Raw genomic sequence first — 22,521 nt, 5'->3', positions numbered from 1 at the left:
TACATATGCCTAATATCTGTGTTATAACGACTAAAATGATATTATGAGATACCGAATTGAGGAAATAGTTTAATAGAAGCAGTGAATATTGAATTATGCCCCTACCAGATCGCCGGCTTCATCAATGGTGGAGTATTGCCAGGTGGTTACAAAATCGCTGTCGGCATCTTTTGGCTGCATGGCTGCTATGGCGTATTTGCTTTCTTTAGCGTCGTTCACCCCGGCAATAAATGCCCAGTTTCCCCAGTTACTGGCAGGTGAATAATCGATCAGTTTTTCTTCAAAATAAACCGCGCCGAGTGTCCAGTTGACTTTAAGATCATGTACAAGATAGGAGGCCACTATCTGGCGGCAATGGTTGCAGATATAACCGGTAGCATTGAGTTCATGCATACAGGCATCAACAAACGGAACGCCGGTATCGCCGTGGGCCCATTTGTTAAATTCAAGCTCGTTAACAGCTATATCAGCTTCATCACTTTCCTCATTTTTGGCTTTGATGAATTTTTGCCCGTGTTTTTTAAACATAAACCGGAAATAGTCGCGCCAAAGCAATTCCAGTTTCAGCATGCTGGCATTTTGCGCGAAGCTATCGCCGCTATGTTTAAATATTTCCCAGTAAACCTGCCTTGGCGATATACAACCTACTGAAAGCCATGGGGATAATTTTGACGAATTATTAGTGCCGCCCTTGGAGCCTTTTGGCTTAACCGCCTGTTCACTTTGCGAAAAATATTGATGCAGCTGCACCAAAGCCGCAGTTTCTCCGCCTTGAAAATAGTTGGTAGCGCGAGGGTCATCAATGGGCTCATCCAGGCCTAATTGCTGCAAAGTTGGCAATTCGCCGGCATCGGTTATTTCGGGAACGATGATCTGCTCAGGCGTAGCTACACATGGGCGTACATTACTATCGCGCTCCACCTTCTTTTTAAACACAGCAAAGCTATCCGGAATATCCTTGATCGGGAATGGCAGATCTTCCTTATGATACAGTGTATGGCCGATAAAATGCTTCAGATTAAGCTTCAGCTTCCACAAAGCGGTTTCTACCTGTTCAGATATCTCGGTTTCCTCATAAGCCACCTCCCGGTGATGATATACTTCGCTTACCTGGTATTGTTCGGCTAATTGTGGCAATATTTCGGCTGGATTGCCTGTCCTGATGATCAATTCGGCTCCATAGCCCTGTAAATTTTTACGCAGATCGGCAACCGCTTCTAACAGGAAGCGAGCCCTGAAATTACCCGTTTTTGAAGCTCCGGATGAGGTATGATGAAAGTAGTAAGGATCAAAACAATATACGGGCAGCACCTTATCGGCCTTACGTATAGCCTCCAACAAAATTTCGTTATCGTGTATCCGTAAGTCATTTCTGAACCAAACCAATATCGTCTTTTCACTCATCGTTAAACAGGGATTTAACTGAATATATGCAGACCGCAAATTTGCAATTTATTTGTGTCATAAACACACTTTGTTGCAATATTTGACACCGTTTCAACATTTTTTCTGTTTTGCCGACAGTTTTAAATGCTATTTTTTTATAAGCTATTGAATAACTTATTAGGGATAAATATAAGTTATATCTTGAATATTACAATAGCCGTGCGCCGTTGCAAAAACTTTTTAAACCCTTTATTTTAACACTTTTTTGCTTAAAAACCGGGCAAAAACAATTGAAAAATGCTCGAAACTCACTCAAAACCATCGATTTTAACAAATTTTAACAAATTCTTGATGGCTTTTGAAAAGTTTAAAAAGTATTAATTTATGAATTATCAAATAACTACATACCAAACGATTGATTTTTGGGTGATATTTTCCCTTAACCAAACAGCCCGGTTCTCCTTTTTGATCAGGAAAACCGGGCTGTGTTTGTATACAAATATACGCATTTCCTGGCAGAATACCGTCAGGGTTTGCTTGCTAAACGTTGTCATTCTGCTTGTGAGCGGTGTTACCGTCAGGTATAGCTATTTTATTCTACTTAACAGGTGGTGTTTTCAAAAACCGGGTAATAATTGGGATCAAAAGATCAGTTTGGTCAACCACAGTTACATGTGACGTGCCGGGAAGAATTGCCAGTTGTTCATTCGGTAACTCATAAAGATCGCCCCAATTACCTCCGCCTAAAAGCCTGAACATAGCTATCTGGTGCTCAGGAGTACTCAGATCCTCATCGCCAAATATGAGCAGCACAGGCGGTTTTAAATTTTTAATATCGCTTGCCTGGAAGCCTTTCCATGTACCCATTAAGCCATACACCTTTTGGAGCAGTTTAGGCCATTTTGTAGAATCAGGAGCAACCTTATTGTAGTTTTTTCTCCAGACAGATTGATTCACATCCTCCGTTTTTTTAGCTCTCAACCCATCCGGATTTGCCATATTACCACCTTCCGGACTATAAGATGTTGAGGCCAAAACCAAATGCCTAACCAATTCGGGATGAGTAATAGCTACCTGTAGTGCAACACCTCCACCCAGGCTGTAACCAAAAAAATCGGCATTGGTTACTTTTAATTGCTGTAGTAACGTTACCACATCACCGGCCATCGCTTCATAGCTTAAGGGGCGGTCAATGTCTGCGGTATGTCCGTGGGCCTGCATCTCGATACCGATTACCTGGTGATCCTTTGCCAATTCCGGGATTATTTTACCAAAGTCCTTATCGATGGTTGATAAAGCGCCATGAAGTAACACCACAGGAGCTCCTTTGCCTGCCGTTTCATAATACATTTTTATGCCATTTATCATCGCATAATTTCCGACAACGCCGGCCGTTTTAACATCCTTATTTGTTTTTGGTAAAGTTGCCGCCCGGGTACCGCTGTTAAAAGCGATGATCATGAACAGCACAGCAGGTATAGATATAATTTTTAAAGTTTTCATAATGCTTTAATTACGTGATTGGTTTTTGTGTTTTAAGTTATGTAAAGGTATAGCAGCATTATTACAGCAATAACGTGTTATTACGACCTTTTTGGGGCGATATGCGACACTTATTTATCGCGCATTTATTCACTTTGGCCACTCTGGGATCATCGACCTAAATAAGCGTATTAAACAGAAGCTAACCTGCATCCTGATTAACGCAAATGATTAATATTGACTTTTTCTGCATTAATTATTTACTCAATTCTTCTATGGTGGTTGGTTTTCCTTTACCCGTGGTGATCAGGCTTTTTAAGCTACCAGTGATATATCCGGTCCAGGCATTGGAACAGTCTTTAAAACACTCAATGTCCGGCAATAAACCAACTTGTGTAAAGCGCAACTCTGTTTGGTTACCTTGTTTGGTTATATCAAAAACGATTTGGTTACCAGTCCACTCCGCTTCATCTTCAATAAAAGTCAGCTTACTATCGGTTACCAACCAAACGATCTTGGTGTTAGGAATAACCTCGATGAGCTTTTGCCTGGAATAGTGTATATCCCAAAACCGAACCGAAAATTCATCGTTAAGTTTTTCAGTGTTACCATCCACACCTTCTGTCCACCAGCCGCGCACATTATTGGTGGCATCAAAAACTTCCTTTGGTGTTTGATCAACCAGGAAACTGATTGTGAAATCTTGCTTAGTCATGCTGGCCTCCTTTCAATGTTTCTGCGCTATTAATAGCCGGAATATATGGGTTAGGTTTGCCTTTACCTGTTTCTATCAGGGCTTTTAAACTCCCGTTGATATAGTTGCCCCATGCATCTGAACAGATATTGTAACATTCATAAGCCGGTACCAAACCAATATGCGTAAAGGTGAGCTGCGTTTTGTCGCCCTTTTTGGCAATTTCAAAAACTATTTGCGTTCCTTTCCATTCGGTTTTGTCTTTGGTAAAATCAAAATGATTATCCACCACCAGCCAAACCACTTTTTTGCCGGGAACAAATTCGGTGATCTTCATTTTGCAGCGATGTACTTCCTTGTAGTGGTAGTTGAATTCTGCGTTTAGTTTATCGGTTGGGCCATCAATTTGCTCTGACCACCAGCCGCGAACGTTATTGACGGCATTAAATACCTGCTCAGGACTTTGATTGACCAGGAAAGAGGTTGTATAATCTTGCTTTGGCATGGGTTTTACATTTAACAGGGTTATAATTGTTGTGAGATAAATAATTAAAGGTTTCATATTGCAGTGAGATAAATAAGTGAAAATGTGATGTATGTTTTTTCTTACCATCAAAAGTATTGTGCATGACCGGCTTTTTCCGGGTGCCATATAGACATCATAGGGGGTTGATATAGACATCACTAACCATTATCTTTATCAAAAAACAGCGGCATGAAAAATGTAACTATCATCTTTCCCGGAGAACGAAGTAATCATAGTACAATAGCCTGCATAACGGGCGCTTTTGAAATATTTGACGTTGCCAACAGCTATTATAAGAGAACCGGCAAAGAAGAATTGTTTATCGTTCAATTAGCGGGTACAACTACCCGGGAGGAGATATCCGGGGGAATATTTACGGTACAGCCACAAGCCCATATTTCATCCATAACAAAAACCGACCTGATCATTATTCCTTCATCTATTCCGTTTTACCAAAAGGAAGGTAAAGAAAATGAAATGCTCCTGGAGTGGCTAAGGCAGCAATACAAAGCGGGTGCCGACATAGCCAGTATGTGTTCGGGCACATTTACGCTGGCTTCAGCGGGTTTGCTTGATGGCCGGAGTTGCTCTACGCATTGGGCCCATGCAGATGCCTTCAGGCAACAGTTCCCCAATGTAAGTTTAATGGCCGATCAACTCATAACGGACGAAAACAGAATATATACTAATGGTGGCGCTTATTCTTTTTTAAACCTGATGATATACCTGGTTGAGAAATATTACGATCGGCAAACAGCTATTTATTGTTCCAAGATCTTCCAGATAGAGATGGACAGGAACCGCCAATCGTCATTTGCCATATTTACCGGGCAAAAACTTCATGGGGACGAGATGGTAGAACAAGCTCAATCCTTTATTGAAAGTAAGTTACAGGAGAAGCTATCGATAGAAGAACTTTCATCCAGCTTTTCGATCGGCCGCCGCAACTTTGATCGTAGGTTTATCAAAGCAACTGGTAATACACCTATCGAATACGCGCAAAGGGTGAAGATCGAATCGGCCAAAAAGGCATTGGAAACCAGCCGCAAAACCATTAACGAAGTGATGTACGAAGTGGGTTATTCGGATGTAAAAGCCTTCCGCGAGGTGTTCAGAAAAATTACGGGAATGTCACCTTTAGAATATCGTAACAGGTATAATAAAGATGCCTTAAAGTATTAAAAAACGCATTTCTTCAAGCTTGTGTTATCACCACTGCATTATTTATGATGTACCTTTTTAGGTTAAATAGGTCCTCATTAAATTAATTCACAAATAACTTAAAATATTTCCCATGCCTGTTCGTCTTCATCGTTATGGCGAACTTATTATTTTTAGGGATGCCCTCGCATGGGCACGTGAACCCAACTTTAGGGTTAGTAGCTGAATTGACCTTCCGGGGTGAAACAGTGCATTATTTCGCGTCGGAAACTTTTAGGGCGAAGATCGAAGCTGCTGGCGCCGTTTTTTATGCATACAACGAAGACCTGGATATTTTCAAAGGCGGTAAACCGGGGCAAGGCGGCGGTCTGATGAGTGTGGCCAATAAAGCGCCCTCTGTAATAGCCGGTATCCTAAAACAAACCGCGGGAATTAAATTCGACTACCTCATTCATTCGGCGGCTTTCCCTTTTACGGGCGCAATAGTGCAATTGCTGAATATCCCCTCAGTTTCTTCACTTGCGGTTTTTGCCGGGCTCGATAGGTTTAAGCAAGTGGCTAATTTCCCCTTACCCGATAGTATCCGTACTGATTATGACCGGGTGGCGAATGAACTGAAGGCCACCTACGGCATCATCCTACCCAGCCATCCCATGGAACTTATGCTGTACCCCAGTCCGCTGAAATTGGTTTATACCTCGCGTTACTTTGCCCCGCCGTCTGATTATCTTGACGAAACCTGCCGTTTTGTAGGGCCTCCAATTTATGAGCGCAAGGAGGATATGGATTTCCCCTTTGAGAGATTGGCCAATAAGCGCGTACTTTATATATCATTGGGAACTGTTTTTGGTGGCTTCGATACACGAGTGTACTCTATTTTCAGAGAAGCATTTATCGATTGGGATGGCGTGGTAGTGATGACCGCACATGGTGTTGATTTAACCGGCATCCAGTTCCCTGATCATTTCATCGTGCGGGATTATGTACCGCAGAACGCGCTATTGAAACATACTGACGTAGCTATAACCCATGCGGGGATGAACAGCATGAGCGACCTGATCAGCAATGAAGTACCCTTCGTTAGCTTGCCCATGGGGGCAGATCAGCCACTACTGGCAGCCCGTGCAACCGAACTTGGCGCCACTATAACGCTGGACATTAATCAGCTACAGGCAGATGAACTTAAAACCGCTGTCAATACTGTACTAACCGAACCCGGTTACCGGCATGCGATCGGAAAGATTGCCGACTCTTTTAGAGCGGCGGGTGGCTATCCAAAAGCAGTGGATGAAATATTCCGGCTGGTACATCATTGAAGAGGGAGACACGCTTTGGCTGAGGTAAAGCTCAATGTTTAAACTGTGAGCAGATCAGGTACCTGTATTTACCCAATGGCCTAATAAATTAGTCTTTCAGCTTACGATCAATGTTATTTCCACATTACCACACCAATTACAAAAGTGGGTTTACATGGTTTACACTTTTTACGGTTAACACTAATTTATATAACTGATAATCAAATAATTATAAATTATTTAGTTCGTTTTTTGGGTTTACAGTGTAAACCCAAAAAGTTTGAAGGAATATCCTTATCTGCGGTGTCATCATCGTTCGCCGTAAGCCGTATCTACCTGTCGGCCTTTACCTTAGCGCGGATGATGGAATCTTTTTGCGCCGGGCTCAGCTTGTAATTATATTGAAACAGCGCGCCTTCAAAATCACCGTATGATGGGTTTGGAATTACGATATAGCGGCTGCCAAATTCCTTTTGCAATTTTTGGGTTATCGCGGTACGGTTTTCTTCGGTAGGATGATTGTCATACAGCATATCAAAATCGGGTAGGTTATCGCCGCAGAGCAGCAATATTTCGTGCGTTTTTAATACTTCCTGGCGGCGCTCTTCTTTGCTGGAGTTGCCGTTTTTTAAAAACAAATGCTCGTCATTGGCGTTGGGCATGGCATATTTCTGCAGGTTATACAGCGTAGCGCCGCGCTCATTCTCGTTACGGTTGGTGATATAGTAAATGGTGATACCTTTGGATGCCGCGTATTTAAAAAAGGCGGGAGCACCGGGTACGGTATCTGCCTGGGCTTTATCTGTCCACTGTTTCCAGGTTTTATCGCTGTAATCCTGATTTTTTAAACCCTGGGCTGCATCATAGGGACTATTATCTAACAAAGTTTCGTCGATATCGGTCACAATAGCCAGCGGTTTTGTACTTACCTTTTTTACACCTTCGTCCACACGTTGTTTGGCTATATTATATGCCTGAAAACACAAAGCCCGGTATTCGGCAGCTCGTTGCTGCCATAACGAGGCCCATATTTTACCATCATTAGTAATGGAGGTGTTGCCATTAGCAACGGATGCTGTATTTGCTGAGGATGTTGTTGTTGTAGTTGCTTTTTTTGAGGCGCAGGCACCGAGCACCAAAAGGGCGGGTATTAGATAGCTATAACTTTTTTTCATTTTTTGAGCATAAACCAATAGAATGTCATGCTGAACTCGTTTCAGCATCTCACATGCGAGGTTTACAGCATGCTGGCTACCTGTGCTGTGGGATCCCGAAATAAATTCGGGATGACCAACATATTAGACTTTTATAATAGTTCGGGCTTAATTTTATCCTTGAACTCTTTGGCAAATTTATTCAGTTTTGGCTGGATCACAAATGCGCAGTATGATTTATTGGGATTATCATTAAAATAGTTCTGGTGATAATCTTCAGCAGAATAAAACTCGCTGGCCGGAGTAATTTCGGTAACTATCGGATCGTCAAACACATGCTCGTTGGTGAGCGTTTTGATCATGGCTTCTGAGGCCTGTTTTTGTTCGTCGGTATAATAAAATATGGCCGAACGGTATTGGGTACCTACATCGTTGCCCTGACGGTTGAGCGTAGTTGGGTTATGCGTTTTAAAAAACACCAGCAGCAATTCGTCAAACGAAATTACGTCGGCATCATATTCCAGGTGTATCACTTCGGCATGGCCGGTGGCGCCGGTACAAACCTGCTCATAAGTAGGGTTTAAAACCTTACCGCCCATATAACCTGACGTTACTGATATTACACCTTTAAGTGATTGAAATACAGCTTCGGTGCACCAAAAGCAACCGTTGCCAAATGTTATTTTTTGTATGTTCATGCTATTTATAAACGAAGTTAATACTTGTTTGGTTTGTCCGGATAATGTATGGTTTGAATATGTCAATTAAATTACTAAATTAGTAATTACACGTCCACTAAAACCCTAAATTCATGAAAATTGCAGTATTAATCGCCCGCATTTTACTGGGCCTCATCTTTGTGGTATTTGGTCTGAATTTCTTTTTTCATTTTTCGTTTATGCCAGCACCGGCACCCATGTCCGATAAAGCACAAGCCTTTGCCGGCGGACTTTATGGCTCCGGGTATTTTTTCCAGTACATGAAAGTTATTGAAATTGTAAGCGGCCTGGCTATATTGTTTAACCGTTATACCGCTCTGTTTTTACTCATCCTGTTCCCGGTAAGCGTGAACATATTTCTGTTTCATTCCATTTTAGTGCCTTCAGGCGTGCCCGTTGCAGCTGTTATTATTATACTGCACCTGTTTTTGGCTTTTGCCTATCGTAAATATTACGCCAGCCTATTTACAGCTGTGCCAACCATATCATAAAGGTTATAAGATCTGGATCGTAGAGACGCAAATATGCGTCTCTACAGATAAAAAAGCCTCCCGATATATATCGGGAGGCTTTTTGTTTGTTAATTCTTTTTGGCTTCCTGCATCGGGTTTGGCCCGGCGGTTGCGCCACGTGGTAGGCTTTGCTGTTTAAACAGTTCAAACCTTGATGGCTGGTATTCGCGGGGCCAACTGTTATTGCTTTCGTCAATATCGGCGGTTTCGCGGTATGGATCGAGCTTAATGCCTTTTACTTCTTTGGTTTTGGCAAAAACCTTGGTGATCTTATTTTCATTTTTACGCCAGATGTAGGCCGATATTTTTTCAACCTCCCTGGTACCATCGGCATAGGTCCACTCAATAATTAAAGGAGTAACCAGGCCACCTTTGTTGCTGAAGCTAACCTCGTAAAAGTAGTTCTTACTATCATACAGTTTCTTTTCGGCAGGGCTGGCGGCATTATACATGGCCTGGTAACTTTGTGTGGTAGCCGGTGTTGCCGCGAAACGATCCCATTTGCTGTAAAAATCCTGCAAGGCAGTATCGGCCTCAACCGCGAAACGGGTACCCGCTTCTTTATTACGGGTGGTGCTGATATTTTCGAGATTACGATCATACTGGGCACGATCGGCAGTAGCTTCCACAGCCGGGTTTTTGGTATTGAGGCGATAGTATTTTACGCTGTCGATAGATACGTCGACAGGTTCGGTTCCGTAGAACCATCCGCGCCAGAACCAGTCCAGATCAACCGCCGAAGCATCTTCCATGGTGCGGAAAAAGTCGGCAGGCGTTGGGTGCTTAAAGGCCCAGCGGTGCGCGTAGGTTTTAAAGGCGTAGTCAAACAGTTCGCGGCCCATTACGGTTTCGCGCAGTACATTTAGTGCCGTTGCCGGTTTGGCGTAAGCGTTGGGGCCAAACATCACAATGTTCTCCGAGTTGGTCATGATGGGCTCTAACTGATCTTTCGGCAGTTTCATGTAATCAACAATCTTATAGGCCGGACCGCGTTGCGAGGGATAGCGGCTATCCCACTCCTGCTCGGCCATGTACTGGCAAAAGGTATTCAGGCCCTCATCCATCCAGGTCCACTGGCGCTCATCAGAGTTCACGATCATCGGGAAAAAGTTGTGCCCAACTTCGTGAATAATTACACCGATCATACCGTTTTTTGTGGCCTCGCTGTAAGTACCATCCTTTTCGGCACGACCATAGTTAAAGCAGATCATCGGGTATTCCATACCGTTGGATGCTTCTACAGAAATAGCTACCGGGTACGGGTAAGGGAAAGTATGTTTGGAATAAGTTTTCAAGGTGTGGGCTACCACTTTAGTAGAGTACCTGCGGTAAAGCGGATAAGCCTCGGGGCCATAGTACGACATGGCCATCACCTTTTTGCCACCATCAATCTGGGTACTCATGGCATCCCACACAATGCGGCGTGAAGATACCCAGGCAAAATCACGTACGTTTTCGGCATGGAAGGTCCAGGTTTTACGTGCTGACGCATGGTTTTTCATGGCCTGTTTTACTTCATCCAGCGTAACTATCTCCTGCGGTGCAGTTGCAGATTGCGCGGCATTCCAGCGTTTCAGCTGTGCCGCGGTAAGGGTTTGCGCGTAGTTAGAGCATTGACCGGTACCACCTACAATATGATCGGCAGGCACGTTCATACTTACTTTAAAATCGCCAAAGGTTAACGCAAATTCACCGCGACCCGTAAATTGCTTGTTTTGCCAGCCCTGAAAATCGCTGTAAACAGCCATACGCGGGTACCATTGTGTCATGGTATACAGGTAATTGCCATCCTCTGCGAAGTATTCATAGCCTCCGCGACCGCCAATAGTTAAACGATCAGATATATTATACCACCAGTTAATTTTAAAGCGGAATTTCTGTCCGGGCGGTAAAGTAACAGGGAGCTCAATACGCATCATGGTTTGGTTAATGGTATAGCTGAGCGCGTTGCCATTGGCATCTTTTACACTCACAATATGGTTACCCAGATCAAGATCATGACCCATAATGCCTTGCAACTGACGGATGGTCATTTTGCTTTGCATTTTACTTTCATCAAACCTGGCACTTTCGGCATCCTTCTTATGCTCATTCTCATCCAACTGCAGCCACAAGTAAGTAAGCGGATCGGGCGAGTTATTAGTATACGTTATGGTTTCGTTACCATCTAAACGTTGTTTATCATCGTTAAGGGTGGCGCTGATTTCGTAATCGGCCTTTTGCTGCCAGTATTTTGGCCCGGGAGCTCCCGAAGCCGAACGGTACTCATTAGGCGTAGAGATCATGGTACCCAGCTGTTCAAAACGGTTACCGTGGTTTGAGCCTGGATTGTTATCATACTGCGCCCAGGCAGCTGATGTTAATAGTGAACAGGAAAATAATGCGAAGTAAAATTTATTCATCTGAATTTTATGAGTAAAAAGCGCTCGATGCACATGATAAAAGCAATTCCAAATATAGCCGACGAGAGGAACATTGTCCACTCCCGTTGTGGTGTTTTAGCAAATTTGATGAGTAAATAAGAGATAAGTAACGCAGATATTACAATTAACACCTGCCCAAACTCCAATCCAAGGTTAAAAGCAAACAGCTGAGCGGTAATATTACTGCTGCTGCCCAGCAAACTTTTGAGGTAATTAGAAAAACCCATACCATGTATCAGCCCGAAAAAAAGGGCCAGCGTATAGTTAAGGCGCATGGTAGTGGCGGTTCGTTTTTTATTGAATACATTCACCAGGCTGGTAAAAACAATGGTTACGGGTATCAGGAATTCAATAAGGGATGTATTGATATGAATGATATTTAAAACACTTAACGCAAGGGTGATAGAATGCCCTATGGTGAACGCGGTAACCAGCACCAGAACCTTGCGCCAGTCGGCCAGCAGGTAAGTTCCGCACAGTACGGTTACAAACAAAATATGGTCGTACCCCGCCCAATTACAGATATGCTGCCACCCCAGTTCAAAGTATAAAGAAAAATCAGTCATGTAGTCAAATTCGCAATTGCCAATAAAAATAACGTTTTTTGTGTAAAACAAAACAAGTTAACGCAATTATGTTGCAATTAATAATCATCAGCTGGCTCAGCTTGTTCCATCCATTTTATGTGAGCGTTACCGAAATTAACCATAACGCCCGCAGCCAGGAAGTTGAAATAAGCTGCCGTATATTTTACGACGATTTGGAGCGTACGCTGGAAAAACAATATCATACCCACGTAGATATTGTAAAGCCCGCGGATAAAACCAAAATGAACCAGCTGCTGAATGATTATATTAAAAAACACCTGATTGTTAAAGCCGATGGCAAACAGCTCGCGTTAAGTTATGTAGGTTACGAAATTCAGGAAGATGCCGCATGGACCTATTTTGAGGTAAAGGGTATTAATAAAGTAAAGAAATTTGAGGTACATGACGATTTGCTGTTCACCGAGCATCCCGAGCAAATCAACATGCTGCATGTAACCGTAGGCGGCCAGCGTAAAAGCACCAAACTCAGTAACCCGGATAGCGACGCGGCGTTTGAGTTTTAAGGAGGGTGTGTCCTTCTAAACGCGTCAATTGCGAGGAGGAACGACGTGGCAATCCCCTATATGCAAAGCGTCTCTGTAAGTAGGGGATTGCCACGCTGCGCTCGCAATGACGTAATTTTTTCACCTTCCCTGTCTGGTAGCTTAAATCCCTTGCTCTTTGCTCCTTCTCCCTACTCCCCTTTTTTCAAAATGCCTTTCTGAACACTTTCGTCTATTAGCGCTTTGGCAAAATTCCACAGGGATTGCGAGCCTTTTTGTATAATACTTTTCTTTTGAACAACCTGTTCATAGCTTACATTATACTCCTGCCAGGTGCCACCATTGTTGGATACATTTTGCAATAAGGGTTCCATTCTGTCCATAGCCCGGGCAAATTTAGCTTCAGCGGTTTCACCGGCTTCAAACTCTTCCCAAATGGTTATAAATTCTTCGGCCTGTTCTACGGGTAATAGTCCAAATATCCTTTCGGCGGCTTTGCGCTCGGCTTCGGTATTGGTGTGATTGAGGACGGTATCGTACAAAAACACATCGCCGGCATCAATCTCAACTACGTCATGGATCAGCAGCATTTTGATCACCTTAAGCGTGTCTACCGGCTCATTGGAGTGTTCGGCCAAAACCATGGTCATAACCGCTAAATGCCAGCTATGCTCGGCATCGTTCTCGGGTCTGTCGCTGTTAAAAAGGCGGGTTTTACGCTGGATGTATTTTACTTTGTCTATTTCGTGGATGAAGGCCACTTGCTGAAGGAGATGCTCAAAATTCATATCTTATGTTTAAGCATTGCAAATATAACTCATATTTAAGTTTACACACGGTTTTAATGAAAAAGAAACAGGATACGGTTTGTTTTGTTAAATAAACCATAGCTCAAAAATTACACCTTTTTGTATTATCCGGCACATCCGATTTCACAAAAATTGCTGTAACTTGCTTGCATATTAGTTAACTTTTCTAAAAATAATTGCCGTTGACGTATGACCGTATTAGAAAACGAGTTTCTTAAAGTAGCCATTGATTTGAAAGGCGCGCAGCTCAGTTCATTTTATAACAAGCAAACGGGTATTGAGCACCTTTGGCAGGCTGATCCTGATGTTTGGCCCTGGCATTCGCCCAATCTTTTCCCGGTTGTAGGCGGCCTCATCAATAACCAATTACTGGTTGACGGGCAAGCGTACGATATGGCGCGACATGGTATTGCAAGGCAATCGGAATTTATTCTACTGGAAGCTGACGAGGTGTCTGCCAGCTTCTCGCTCCCGTACTGCGAAAAAACCTTGCTGGTATATCCATTTAAATTTGATTACCAGGTTTTATACACACTTATCGATAATTCGCTAAGGATAACACATAAGGTGATCAATCTGGATAAAAAGACCATTTATTTTTCGGTCGGAGCACATCCAGCCTTTAACATTCCATTTTTTAAAGGCGAAAATTACGAGGATTATTACCTTGAATTTGAAACCGATGAGCATCTGGAAGCCAATATGCTATCGGCTGATGGCTTTTTTACCGGCGAAACCCACCCGGTAGCTACGCCAGGGAATAAGCTTTATTTGACCCGCCACCTGTTTGACGCCGACGCCCTTGTTTTTAAGCAACTCAACTCCCGGATGGTAAGTATCAAAAGCAAAAAGCATGATCAATCTGTTTCGGTTGAATTTCCACACTATAATTATTTAGGCGTGTGGGCAAAACCCGGTGCCGATTTTGTATGTATTGAACCCTGGCTGGGCTGCGCCGATACCGAGGGACAACATGTAAATATCAATAAAAAAGAGGCGATACAAACCCTGCATGCAGGCCATGTTTTTGAAGCACCCTATTTTATTAGTCTTTAGGTATGATTTTGCAATAAAAAATAAGGAAAGCGGTAAAACATTTTTGCCGCTTTTTTATTTTACAATAATTAAACACAACACGTTATTAAAACTAATTAACATGAAAAAGAAAATTTATCTTATCGCGCTCACCATGCTGCTTTCTGTCGCGGCATTTAACAGTTACGCTTCTACTGCTACAGACGGTGCTTTAACCATACTGAGCAAAGAACAAATAGCCAGTATGACCACTGAGCAAAAACAGGCGCGCATTGAAGAGATCAAAGCCCGGGTGAATGAAATTAAAGCAATGGATAAGTCGGAGCTTACCAAACAGGATAAAAAAGAACTACGTACCGAATTGAAAGGTTTAAAACACGAAGCAAACGCTTTAGGCGGCGGCGGTATTTATCTTTCTGTTGGTGCTATTATCATCATCATCCTGGTATTGATCCTGATACTGTAATTTATATACAAATTGAAACAAAAAAGCCTCCCGGTATAAACGAGAGGCTTTTTTGTTTTAAAACAGGCCTAACTGGCCCTTATCATCTAACTGGATATCATCCGGATTGGTGATCTCAAAGTCGACCTTTTTATGAACTTCCTTGGGCTGATCATCAGGCTCCGGTTCTTTAGCCGGAGGCTCTGCCACTGCCGGCTTTTCGGCTACGGGCGCTTTGGGCTTCGGGTCAGTTTTGGGCTGCTCCACTTCTTCCGTTTCTTTCTGCCCGGATGCGTCTGATTCTGCCTGTTCGTCCGTTATTGTTTCCGGTTCTTCAGCCTCAGCGTCAACAACATCATCAGCGCTTTCACTGTCGGCTATTAGGTCCACCGATTTTACCGGGAATTGCGACAGGCGGTTGCCCATGGCCTTCATCCCTTTTACATCAATCAGTTCGGCCAGGTTTATTTCAATCGTTTCGGGAGTTTGATCTTTACCTTTCAGTTGTACCACACTCACCAGCGGCGATTCTTTTGCTATCAATATTAATTTCGATCCGGCTTCTTCGCTGATGATGCTTACCTGTTTACCCAATGCTATAGGCTCAAACGAGAAACGCTTTACCATATAGTTTTTCGATTTGCCATCCAGGTGAATAACCGAGTAAACTTTTTTAGGATTGTATTTTTCGATAAGGATCATCTTATCATCAAAATGATTGTTCAGATCAAAGCTGGTGAGTTCGTACACGCCGTTGCTCAACACATTCAATATGCGGTCGTCGCCATCAAATTCGCCCAGGTATTTGCCACGACTATCGGCATTCAGGCGTTTCAGGATATCGTCGTACCAGATCTTTCTACCGGCCAGTGTGGATACACCTTTGCTTTTCAGGATGATCTTTTTAACCGGATATTTGGTGATGATATTACCCATCGATCCACGACCTTTGATAGCCAGGGCGGCAAAATCTTCGTCGAACTGCAGCTTTTTGAGTTTGGAATGTGGTTTAAGCTGCACGTTCACTACTTCGGCTTCGCCATTTGGATTGGCCGAGAAGTAAAGCACCTTGGTACCCTTGGTACCTTTGGTAAGGTCGTACTCCTTATCGCGGGTTACGCCCACCACCGAAAAGCGCTTGATATAGCTGATACCACTTGTGCCATCCTTATAGATCATGTTGTACACCGTGCGCTCATCGTTCTTTTTAAATACAGCTACGTGTATGATCTCCTTACCCACAAAAACCTTGTCCTGCACCTTAGTAATAATGCAGCGCCCATCGGCACGGAAAACGATGATCTCGTCAATATCCGAGCAATCGCCAACCAGTTCTACAGAACCATCTTTTTTAAGCCCCGAACCGATAAAACCATCCTCCCGACTCACATACAGTTTGATATTGGCCAGGGCCACCTGGGCGGCTTCTACCTTATCAAAGGTGCGCAGTTCGGTTTTACGTTCGCGATCTTTACCATATTTTTCCTTCAGTTTTTCAAACCAGGCAATGGTATAATCAGTAAGGTGTTTCAGGTGATGTTTTACCTGTTTGATCTCGTTCTCCAGGGTTTTCATCAGCTCATCCGCCTTCTTCACATCAAAGCGGGTAATGCTGCTCATCGGCTTATCGATCAGCTTTTTATAATCCTCGGGCAATATCTCGCGGTAAAACTGCGGGAAGAAAGGCTCGAACAAACGGTTCAATACCTCCAGTACAGCTTCAAAATTACCTGAGTTTTCATATTCGGGGTGTTTGTACATCCCCTCCTGTATAAATATTTTGAGTAAGGAGCTAAAGAAGATGCGCTCCATCAACTCTTTCAGCCTGATTTCCAGTTCCTGTTTCAGCAGGTCGCGGGTAAAATGAGTGCTCTCGGCAAGCATGTCATTTACGCTCATGAAGCGTGGCTTATCATCCTGGATAACGCAGGTATTGGGCGATATGGATACTTCGCAATCGGTAAAGGCGTACAGCGCGTCGATAGTTACATCGGGCGAAATACCGGGTGCCAGGTGAATAATGATCTCGACATTCTGGGCGGTATTATCTTCGATCTTTTTGATCTTGATCTTACCCTTATCATTGGCCGATATTACACTATCAATCAAACTGCCGGTAGTGGTGGAGAATGGGATCTCGGTTATAGCCAGCGTTTTTTTATCGCGCTCCACAATTTTAGCGCGTACACGGATCTTACCGCCGCGCTGCCCTTCGTTATATAACGAGGCATCGGCCATACCACCTGTAGGAAAATCGGGTACCAGGTTTGGCCGCTCGCCCTTCAATACGCCGATAGATGCATCCAGCAGCTCAATAAAGTTGTGGGGTAATATTTTGGTAGCCAAACCTACGGCGATACCTTCGGCGCCCTGTGCCAGCAGCAAAGGGAACTTTACCGGCAGGGTAATAGGCTCCTTGTTACGACCATCATAACTGGCCTGCCAAACGGTAGTATCGGCATTAAAAACAACATCAAGGGCGAATTTCGACAGGCGCGCTTCAATATAACGCGGTGCCGCGGCCGAGTCGCCGGTTACCGGGTCGCCCCAGTTACCCTGACAATCGATGAGCAGGTTTTTTTGGCCAATCTGCACCATAGCATCGCCAATAGAGGCATCACCATGCGGGTGATACTTCATGGTATTACCTATTACGTTGGCAGCCTTGTTAAAACGCCCGTCGTCCATTTCCTTAAGGGAGTGGAGGATACGGCGCTGTACAGGTTTTAAACCATCGTTGATATGCGGAACGGCACGGTCGAGAATTACGTAAGAGGCATAATCCAGAAACCAGTTTTCGTATAACCCGTCGAGAGAGGTAACATTATGTAATTTTTGTTCATTGCTGTCGGGGATATCGTTTTGATTCAGATCTTCACTCATTATATGCTAAAAAACTTTTGGATGGGTAAAGATAAAAAATTATGCGCGGATGTGCCGACGGCGGATTTACACATTTTAGATTTTGTTAACAATTGGGGACAAAATCTAAAACATGTTCTCTGTGCTTCATTGCGAGGTACGAAGCAGGAGCCCCCTCTAAACGGCGAAGCCCTCATGTAATAATCTCCCTCAAAGGGGGAGACTTCAAAAAAACGGCTAAAGCTCTCTCCTTTGGAGAGGGTTGGGTGAGGCTCCTATTTCTTAACTCTTAATCTCCTGGCTCTCTCACTTCACTATATCATTACAAATAAACAAACCATACTTGTTATCCATATTCAATACTTTGCCTTCCAGCACGCTTTGCCCAGCGCTGGCGGGGTTATTTCCCCGGCCCAGTGGCCAGCTGCCGTTAGTATATAAAATACTGATACCCGCGGTACTTGCCAGGCTCAATCCAAAATCGGTACAGTTATTTTTATTGAGGTTGTAGTTTTTCATGTCGTACTGTTTTATCACTCTAAGTATCCTTTTAAACCGGCGCTCGGATATGAATTTGCCCACAGTTTCGTCCCAGTCATGCTGTTCATCATTTTTAAAAACGGAGCCTGTTGTAGGGAACAATGGTGTGGCCGATAAAAAGTGATCTTTTTTGGGATAAAAACCGAACGACCGGGACACCGATGTGGAATCGGTATTATATTTTATAAGGGTAATAAAGGTATGCCCTACTTTACTGAGTTTCACAAATATTTTTCGTTTGCCCGATACCGGTTGTGAAATATGGATCAGCAGGGCATAGGCTGAAGCTTTTTTACCATCATCAAAAGGATCAATGATATTGGCCAGCTGCGTAGTCGGCGATTTTACTTCACGTGATGTATACTGGTAATTATTTGAATCGGCCAGTATTTGCTCATCCACATGGTTAATGGTTAACAAACCGGTTACCGAAGTATCACGCTGTAAAGCAGCCAGGGTAAATGCAGGTTTACGCTCTGTTATATAGGTAGTGTCCCAGGCGGCGGAATCAATCAAATGTGTATTTACATCTTCCCCCACGGGCAGCGTTTTAAAATAACACTTCATCGCCAGCGAATACATCCGGAGCCGGGCGAATATATTGGCCATATGATAATAAAACTTATGACTACGTTTTTTATCGGCAGTAACGGCTTTTAACTGGTTGGATTTTAAAAGATCAACAACGGGACGGGCATCATGCTTTTTCCCATAAACATCAAGGTCGGCAATTCTTTGCAGATAGCTATCTTCGTCAAAGTCGGCCGCGTTCAGGGTATTATCTGCAACAACATCAGGCTTTTTTATGGTATTTGCGGCCATTACCCTGCTATGCACACCACCCGAGTCGACCCTTAACTGCGCATACCTAACTATCGGAACATCTTGTGCATAAAGCGGAATTTGAAACGATAGTGATATAATAGCGCTATATCCTATCCATCGTAATAATGCTTTCATTGAATTGCGGTTTGGTCGAACAAACGGTTATTAAAAACGAAAGCCTTTCATAAAAACTGAAAGGCAAACAACAAATATCGATCTGTATTTTATACTGTCGCCTTTACCATAACCGTGTGCTACAACACATAACGTTGCATACAGAATTAATGATATAAGCGGCATTTGTAATCATATGGATACAAACATACGAATAGTCTACAATTTTAGTAGTCATTTTGTAAAAGATTTTTGTACACTTGTTTAACTTCACCCCAGCCCTCTCCTTTGGAGAGGGCGCTAAAAACAAAATGCAAGGCAAAGTCACTTCCTTTAGTGAGGGTTTAGGTGAGGTAGATAGTTAGTTTTTTATACTTGTTTGTTTTAATATTATAGTTATTACATGAATACTTACGCGTTAATTACCGGGGCCAGTAAAGGCATAGGTCGGGCTTTAGCCATACAGCTGGCTAAAAAAGGTTATCCTGTTTTGCTGGTGGCCCGTTCTGCGGATGAGTTGCAGGCATTGGCAACGGAAATAATAGTACAATACCAGGTAAAGGCCCAATGGCTCGCTATCGACCTATCTGATAACGATGCTGCTGAACGGGTTATCAAATGGTGTACCGATCATGCCTACGCCGTATCTGTATTGATCAACAACGCGGGATACGGCCTTTGGGGCAGTTTTGAAACTGTAGACATAGCTGGGCAACTCAACGTGATCGGTTTAAATATCAATACGCTGGTAAAACTAACGCATGCGTTTATCCCTTTATTAAAGCAACAATCACCGGCTTATATTTTAAACGTGGGCAGTACAGCAGCCTACCAGGCCGTACCTACGCTGGGGGTTTACTCGGCAACTAAAGCTTTTGTACTGTCATTTACCAGGGCTTTGCGGTATGAGCTTAAAAGTTCTCCGATATCGGTAAGTTGCCTTAGTCCCGGCCCTACCGATACGGGCTTTGCCCATCGCGCAGGTTTGGATGCCTTTGCCGACCTGGCCGCTAAATTCAATATGCAGCCCGAGGAAGTAGCAGCAATAGGACTGAAAGGCCTGTTCAACAAAAAGGCCGAAATTATACCCGGTTTATTAAACAAGCTTTCGGTGACCGGGGCCCGGCTCTTGCCCAAAGCCCTTATTGAAAAAATAGGCGGCGATTTGTACAAGAGTAAGTAGCACCCCCTCTAAACGGCGAAGCCCTCATGTAATAATCCCCCCCCGAAAGGGGAGACTTTTAGAAAATATTTTAAAGCCCTCCCTTTTGGGGAGGGTTGGGTGGGGCTCCTCCTCGCAATGACATGTTAAATAAGGGTTTAAAAAATATTTTCATAATTATTTGTTTTTTCCGATTCACTTCCTACATGTGCAATGTCTATTAAATCTATAGACATTATATATTAAATAATTGACAACACAAATTTTACATATCACCAACGCATGTTACATGCGAATGCCTTTCGCCAGGAGGGTAATGGTTTGTTGTTGTTGTTGATCTTTTTCATCCCGCTGCACACCGTAATACCATGACCGGCTATCACATAGCCTGGGATTTTTCACATTATTTTTCCACCGTTTACATTTTCAACATGAGTACTGTATATAAAAAATTCACCTTAGGCGATAAGCTTACTACCGAACAACACAACTTTTTTAATGAGCACGGATTTATCCATTTCAAAAATTTTATTAATCCCGAAACCGTACAATCAATTACCCGGGCATCTGAGCAGGTGCAGGAGCAATGGATAAAAAACGAGGTAGCCAAGGTGAATGGCGTACCTATAAAATATGGCAAAGATCTAAATGGCGACACTATTGTACAACGTTTCGCTTTTATTAACCAGCACCACCCGGTATTTGCCGAGTTTATACAGGATCCCCGCTTTAATACTTTGCTTGATCTTATTGGCCCTGATGCCAGGTTTGGTACACATGAAAAAGATGGAATGGTATTGAATCATTACGTAAACAGCGAACAAAGCAGCTTTACCAAAATGGGCTGGCACACCGATGGCTTGCGCGATATCTTCCACGGACAAAAATTAAACCCGATGCTTAATGTGGGTATCCACCTGAGTACCCTGAAACCAGAGAATGGAGGACTAAGGATACTACCCGGAACTCATAAACAGGGCTTATACCAAATGTTGTTTAAAAAGAAATATTTCCTGGATCATGATGCTGATGAAAATGAACTGGCCATTACACCAGAAGCCGGCGACCTCACCATTCATGACGGCAGGTTATGGCACCGGGTAGCGCAGTCGTCGGTAGTTGGCGAGGCCAGTCGCCGCAGGGTAATCTATGTACCCATTATTGCGGGGAAATATGCTCCGAAAGATGCCAACAGCCCTACTGTGTTTTATCAAAAATTTGCAGGCTTAGTTAAATAACCAGATGCTTATACTCTTATTATTCGGCTATTTGGCACGCACAGGTAAGCTTGCCCCGGCACAAAACGCGTTACTCAAATTAAAATATTATTATAAAGGCAGGCGAGCTGCTTTTGTACGTGTATTAAGCTAACGCGAAATATTATAAATGAAAAAATAATTACAATTTAATCTACTAAATACATAGATTTAATAGAATTAATATTATATTTGCAACAGAAAGTTTATAAATGGTGGTTCATTTAATATAAGCAAGCAGGTGCTGGTTCGGCAGCAAACGGATGGGTTCGATTCCCTCCCCTGCATCTCTCTTCTCTCATATTTATGTTTTATAATTGGTTAATTAGAGTTCCTGCCCATCAGGAGCTCTTTTTTTGTTTTATCCTCTGCGAGTAATGCCATTATTTAAGACTACTCCGGAGGAGTAAAAGCTTTGTAGTAGACAAACAATAAGTATTTAGCATGCCGGAGGTATGCAACGGATGTGCAGTACCTCCGGCACTGAATAGGAATTTACCCTTTTCTACAAAGCTTTAACCCCTTTGGGGTTTAAAAAAACCTTAAATAATGACATTACTCTTAAAAGCTCAATTATTTTTTAAATGAAGAGGCGCCTACTTGCGCCTCTTACATCATAATATTTTTAAACCTTAATAAGTATCCTCTTATGTGATTATTTAACGATTTGATAAAATCAATTTTACTTATTAAAAAAATTTAAAAAGTAGTTGAAATTAAAAATTAGTTTTATTAAGTTTGTAACAATAATGTACAGCATGTTATTCAACGGAATTTACTTGAGCCTCATGTCGGTGAGGTTTAAAAGGTTTTGTTAATTGGTTTGATAAAAATCCTCGTTTCGGCGGGGGTTTTTTGTATAGTGACTTTTTTTATTCATCATATAACTAAAACACAGGTTCTTAGAAAATTATGGCCCGATTAAATTTATTGGAAGAGACCCGGTACGAGAAGCTACCGGTAAGCGTTTATGGCAGTCAACAGGAAGCCTCACTGGCAGTAGCCGCCCGCATTGCAGCCCTGATCCGTGA

20 protein-coding genes and 1 pseudogene are annotated in these 22,521 nt (G+C 43.0%); 9 read left to right on the top strand and 12 right to left on the bottom strand.

Features of this window, described 5'->3' with window-relative positions; genetic code table 11:
- Positions 1-93: 93 nt before the first annotated feature.
- The 5 genes from ACTJKG_RS15990 to ACTJKG_RS15970 all read right to left on the bottom strand — a co-directional run bounded on the left by ACTJKG_RS15990 (position 94) and on the right by ACTJKG_RS15970 (position 4,067).
- Positions 94-1,404 carry a DASH family cryptochrome gene (locus ACTJKG_RS15990; RefSeq protein ID WP_440739808.1) on the bottom strand — a complete coding sequence of 437 codons (1,311 nt, stop codon included), beginning with the start codon at positions 1,402-1,404 and terminating at the stop codon, positions 94-96.
- Positions 1,405-1,778: 374 nt separating this feature from the next.
- Positions 1,779-1,940, bottom strand: a complete 162-nt coding sequence (locus ACTJKG_RS15985) for a hypothetical protein (RefSeq protein ID WP_172337873.1) — start codon at positions 1,938-1,940, stop codon at positions 1,779-1,781.
- A 43-nt stretch (positions 1,941-1,983) separates the two neighbouring features.
- Positions 1,984-2,889, bottom strand: a complete 906-nt coding sequence (locus ACTJKG_RS15980; protein WP_440739807.1) for an alpha/beta fold hydrolase — start codon at positions 2,887-2,889, stop codon at positions 1,984-1,986.
- A 235-nt stretch (positions 2,890-3,124) separates the two neighbouring features.
- The gene (locus ACTJKG_RS15975) at positions 3,125-3,583 is read right to left on the bottom strand and encodes an SRPBCC domain-containing protein (protein WP_172337871.1); all 459 of its coding nucleotides are present in this window, start codon (positions 3,581-3,583) and stop codon (positions 3,125-3,127) included.
- A complete protein-coding gene (locus ACTJKG_RS15970) occupies positions 3,576-4,067 on the bottom strand; it encodes an SRPBCC family protein (RefSeq protein ID WP_172337870.1) in 492 nt (163 codons plus the stop codon). Before ACTJKG_RS15970 ends, ACTJKG_RS15975 begins: the two co-directional genes overlap by 8 nt.
- Before the next feature lie 210 nt (positions 4,068-4,277).
- On the opposite strand from ACTJKG_RS15970, the gene ACTJKG_RS15965 reads away from it, so the two are divergent.
- Together ACTJKG_RS15965 and ACTJKG_RS15960 are read left to right on the top strand one after the other, a co-directional pair.
- On the top strand, positions 4,278-5,270 hold the full coding sequence (locus ACTJKG_RS15965; RefSeq protein WP_440739806.1) for a GlxA family transcriptional regulator: 993 nt from the start codon (positions 4,278-4,280) through the stop codon (positions 5,268-5,270).
- 134 nt (positions 5,271-5,404) lie between these two features.
- Complete coding sequence (locus ACTJKG_RS15960) at positions 5,405-6,565, top strand: macrolide family glycosyltransferase (RefSeq protein WP_440739805.1); 1,161 nt, start codon at positions 5,405-5,407, stop codon at positions 6,563-6,565.
- A 311-nt stretch (positions 6,566-6,876) separates the two neighbouring features.
- On the opposite strand, the gene ACTJKG_RS15955 is transcribed toward ACTJKG_RS15960, so the two are convergent.
- A complete protein-coding gene (locus tag ACTJKG_RS15955) occupies positions 6,877-7,719 on the bottom strand; it encodes a 5'-nucleotidase, lipoprotein e(P4) family (RefSeq protein WP_440739804.1) in 843 nt (280 codons plus the stop codon).
- 131 nt (positions 7,720-7,850) lie between these two features.
- Positions 7,851-8,396 carry a peptide-methionine (S)-S-oxide reductase MsrA gene (msrA, locus tag ACTJKG_RS15950; RefSeq protein ID WP_440739803.1) on the bottom strand — a complete coding sequence of 182 codons (546 nt, stop codon included), beginning with the start codon at positions 8,394-8,396 and terminating at the stop codon, positions 7,851-7,853.
- Between the two features lie 113 nt (positions 8,397-8,509).
- Between msrA and ACTJKG_RS15945 the strand changes: the two genes are divergently transcribed.
- Positions 8,510-8,908 (top strand): DoxX family membrane protein, encoded by a 399-nt coding sequence (locus ACTJKG_RS15945; RefSeq protein WP_172337865.1) that lies wholly within the window; start codon positions 8,510-8,512, stop codon positions 8,906-8,908.
- Between the two features lie 89 nt (positions 8,909-8,997).
- Here ACTJKG_RS15945 and ACTJKG_RS15940 read toward each other — a convergent pair whose 3' ends face one another.
- Both ACTJKG_RS15940 and ACTJKG_RS15935 read right to left on the bottom strand, forming a co-directional pair.
- Positions 8,998-11,331: a M1 family metallopeptidase gene (locus tag ACTJKG_RS15940; protein ID WP_440739802.1), complete on the bottom strand. Its 2,334-nt coding sequence runs from the start codon at positions 11,329-11,331 to the stop codon at positions 8,998-9,000.
- Positions 11,328-11,918, bottom strand: coding sequence for a HupE/UreJ family protein (locus tag ACTJKG_RS15935; protein WP_172337863.1), 591 nt, complete (start codon positions 11,916-11,918; stop codon positions 11,328-11,330). The genes ACTJKG_RS15940 and ACTJKG_RS15935 overlap by 4 nt, the downstream gene beginning before the upstream one ends.
- 68 nt (positions 11,919-11,986) lie before the next feature.
- Here ACTJKG_RS15935 and ACTJKG_RS15930 point away from each other — a divergent pair, with 68 nt between their 5' ends.
- The gene (locus ACTJKG_RS15930; RefSeq protein WP_440739801.1) at positions 11,987-12,463 is read left to right on the top strand and encodes a DUF6702 family protein; all 477 of its coding nucleotides are present in this window, start codon (positions 11,987-11,989) and stop codon (positions 12,461-12,463) included.
- 170 nt (positions 12,464-12,633) lie between these two features.
- On the opposite strand, the gene ACTJKG_RS15925 is transcribed toward ACTJKG_RS15930, so the two are convergent.
- Positions 12,634-13,230, bottom strand: coding sequence for an HD domain-containing protein (locus ACTJKG_RS15925; RefSeq protein WP_172337862.1), 597 nt, complete (start codon positions 13,228-13,230; stop codon positions 12,634-12,636).
- Positions 13,231-13,440: 210 nt separating this feature from the next.
- Here ACTJKG_RS15925 and ACTJKG_RS15920 point away from each other — a divergent pair, with 210 nt between their 5' ends.
- Together ACTJKG_RS15920 and ACTJKG_RS15915 are read left to right on the top strand one after the other, a co-directional pair.
- Positions 13,441-14,307, top strand: coding sequence for an aldose 1-epimerase family protein (locus ACTJKG_RS15920; RefSeq protein WP_172337861.1), 867 nt, complete (start codon positions 13,441-13,443; stop codon positions 14,305-14,307).
- A gap of 100 nt (positions 14,308-14,407) precedes the next feature.
- Positions 14,408-14,752: a hypothetical protein gene (locus ACTJKG_RS15915; protein WP_172337860.1), complete on the top strand. Its 345-nt coding sequence runs from the start codon at positions 14,408-14,410 to the stop codon at positions 14,750-14,752.
- A gap of 57 nt (positions 14,753-14,809) precedes the next feature.
- On the opposite strand, the gene ACTJKG_RS15910 is transcribed toward ACTJKG_RS15915, so the two are convergent.
- Both ACTJKG_RS15910 and ACTJKG_RS15905 read right to left on the bottom strand, forming a co-directional pair.
- Positions 14,810-17,614, bottom strand: a complete 2,805-nt coding sequence (locus ACTJKG_RS15910) for a DNA gyrase/topoisomerase IV subunit A (RefSeq protein ID WP_440739800.1) — start codon at positions 17,612-17,614, stop codon at positions 14,810-14,812.
- Positions 17,615-17,899: 285 nt separating this feature from the next.
- Entirely contained in the window at positions 17,900-19,093 is a 1,194-nt protein-coding gene (locus ACTJKG_RS15905; protein ID WP_440739799.1) for a hypothetical protein, read from the bottom strand.
- A 382-nt stretch (positions 19,094-19,475) separates the two neighbouring features.
- Here ACTJKG_RS15905 and ACTJKG_RS15900 point away from each other — a divergent pair, with 382 nt between their 5' ends.
- The 3 genes and pseudogenes from ACTJKG_RS15900 to ACTJKG_RS15890 all read left to right on the top strand — a co-directional run.
- A complete protein-coding gene (locus tag ACTJKG_RS15900) occupies positions 19,476-20,255 on the top strand; it encodes an SDR family NAD(P)-dependent oxidoreductase (protein ID WP_440739798.1) in 780 nt (259 codons plus the stop codon).
- A 410-nt stretch (positions 20,256-20,665) separates the two neighbouring features.
- Positions 20,666-21,472: a phytanoyl-CoA dioxygenase family protein gene (locus tag ACTJKG_RS15895; RefSeq protein ID WP_440739797.1), complete on the top strand. Its 807-nt coding sequence runs from the start codon at positions 20,666-20,668 to the stop codon at positions 21,470-21,472.
- A gap of 930 nt (positions 21,473-22,402) precedes the next feature.
- Positions 22,403-22,521: pseudogene (locus ACTJKG_RS15890) on the top strand (glucosamine-6-phosphate deaminase); the annotation flags it as partial.

The organism is Mucilaginibacter sp. 22184 (genome assembly GCF_052045695.1).
Taxonomy (GTDB): domain Bacteria; phylum Bacteroidota; class Bacteroidia; order Sphingobacteriales; family Sphingobacteriaceae; genus Mucilaginibacter.
This window is presented reverse-complemented; position numbering and strand designations above follow the sequence as displayed.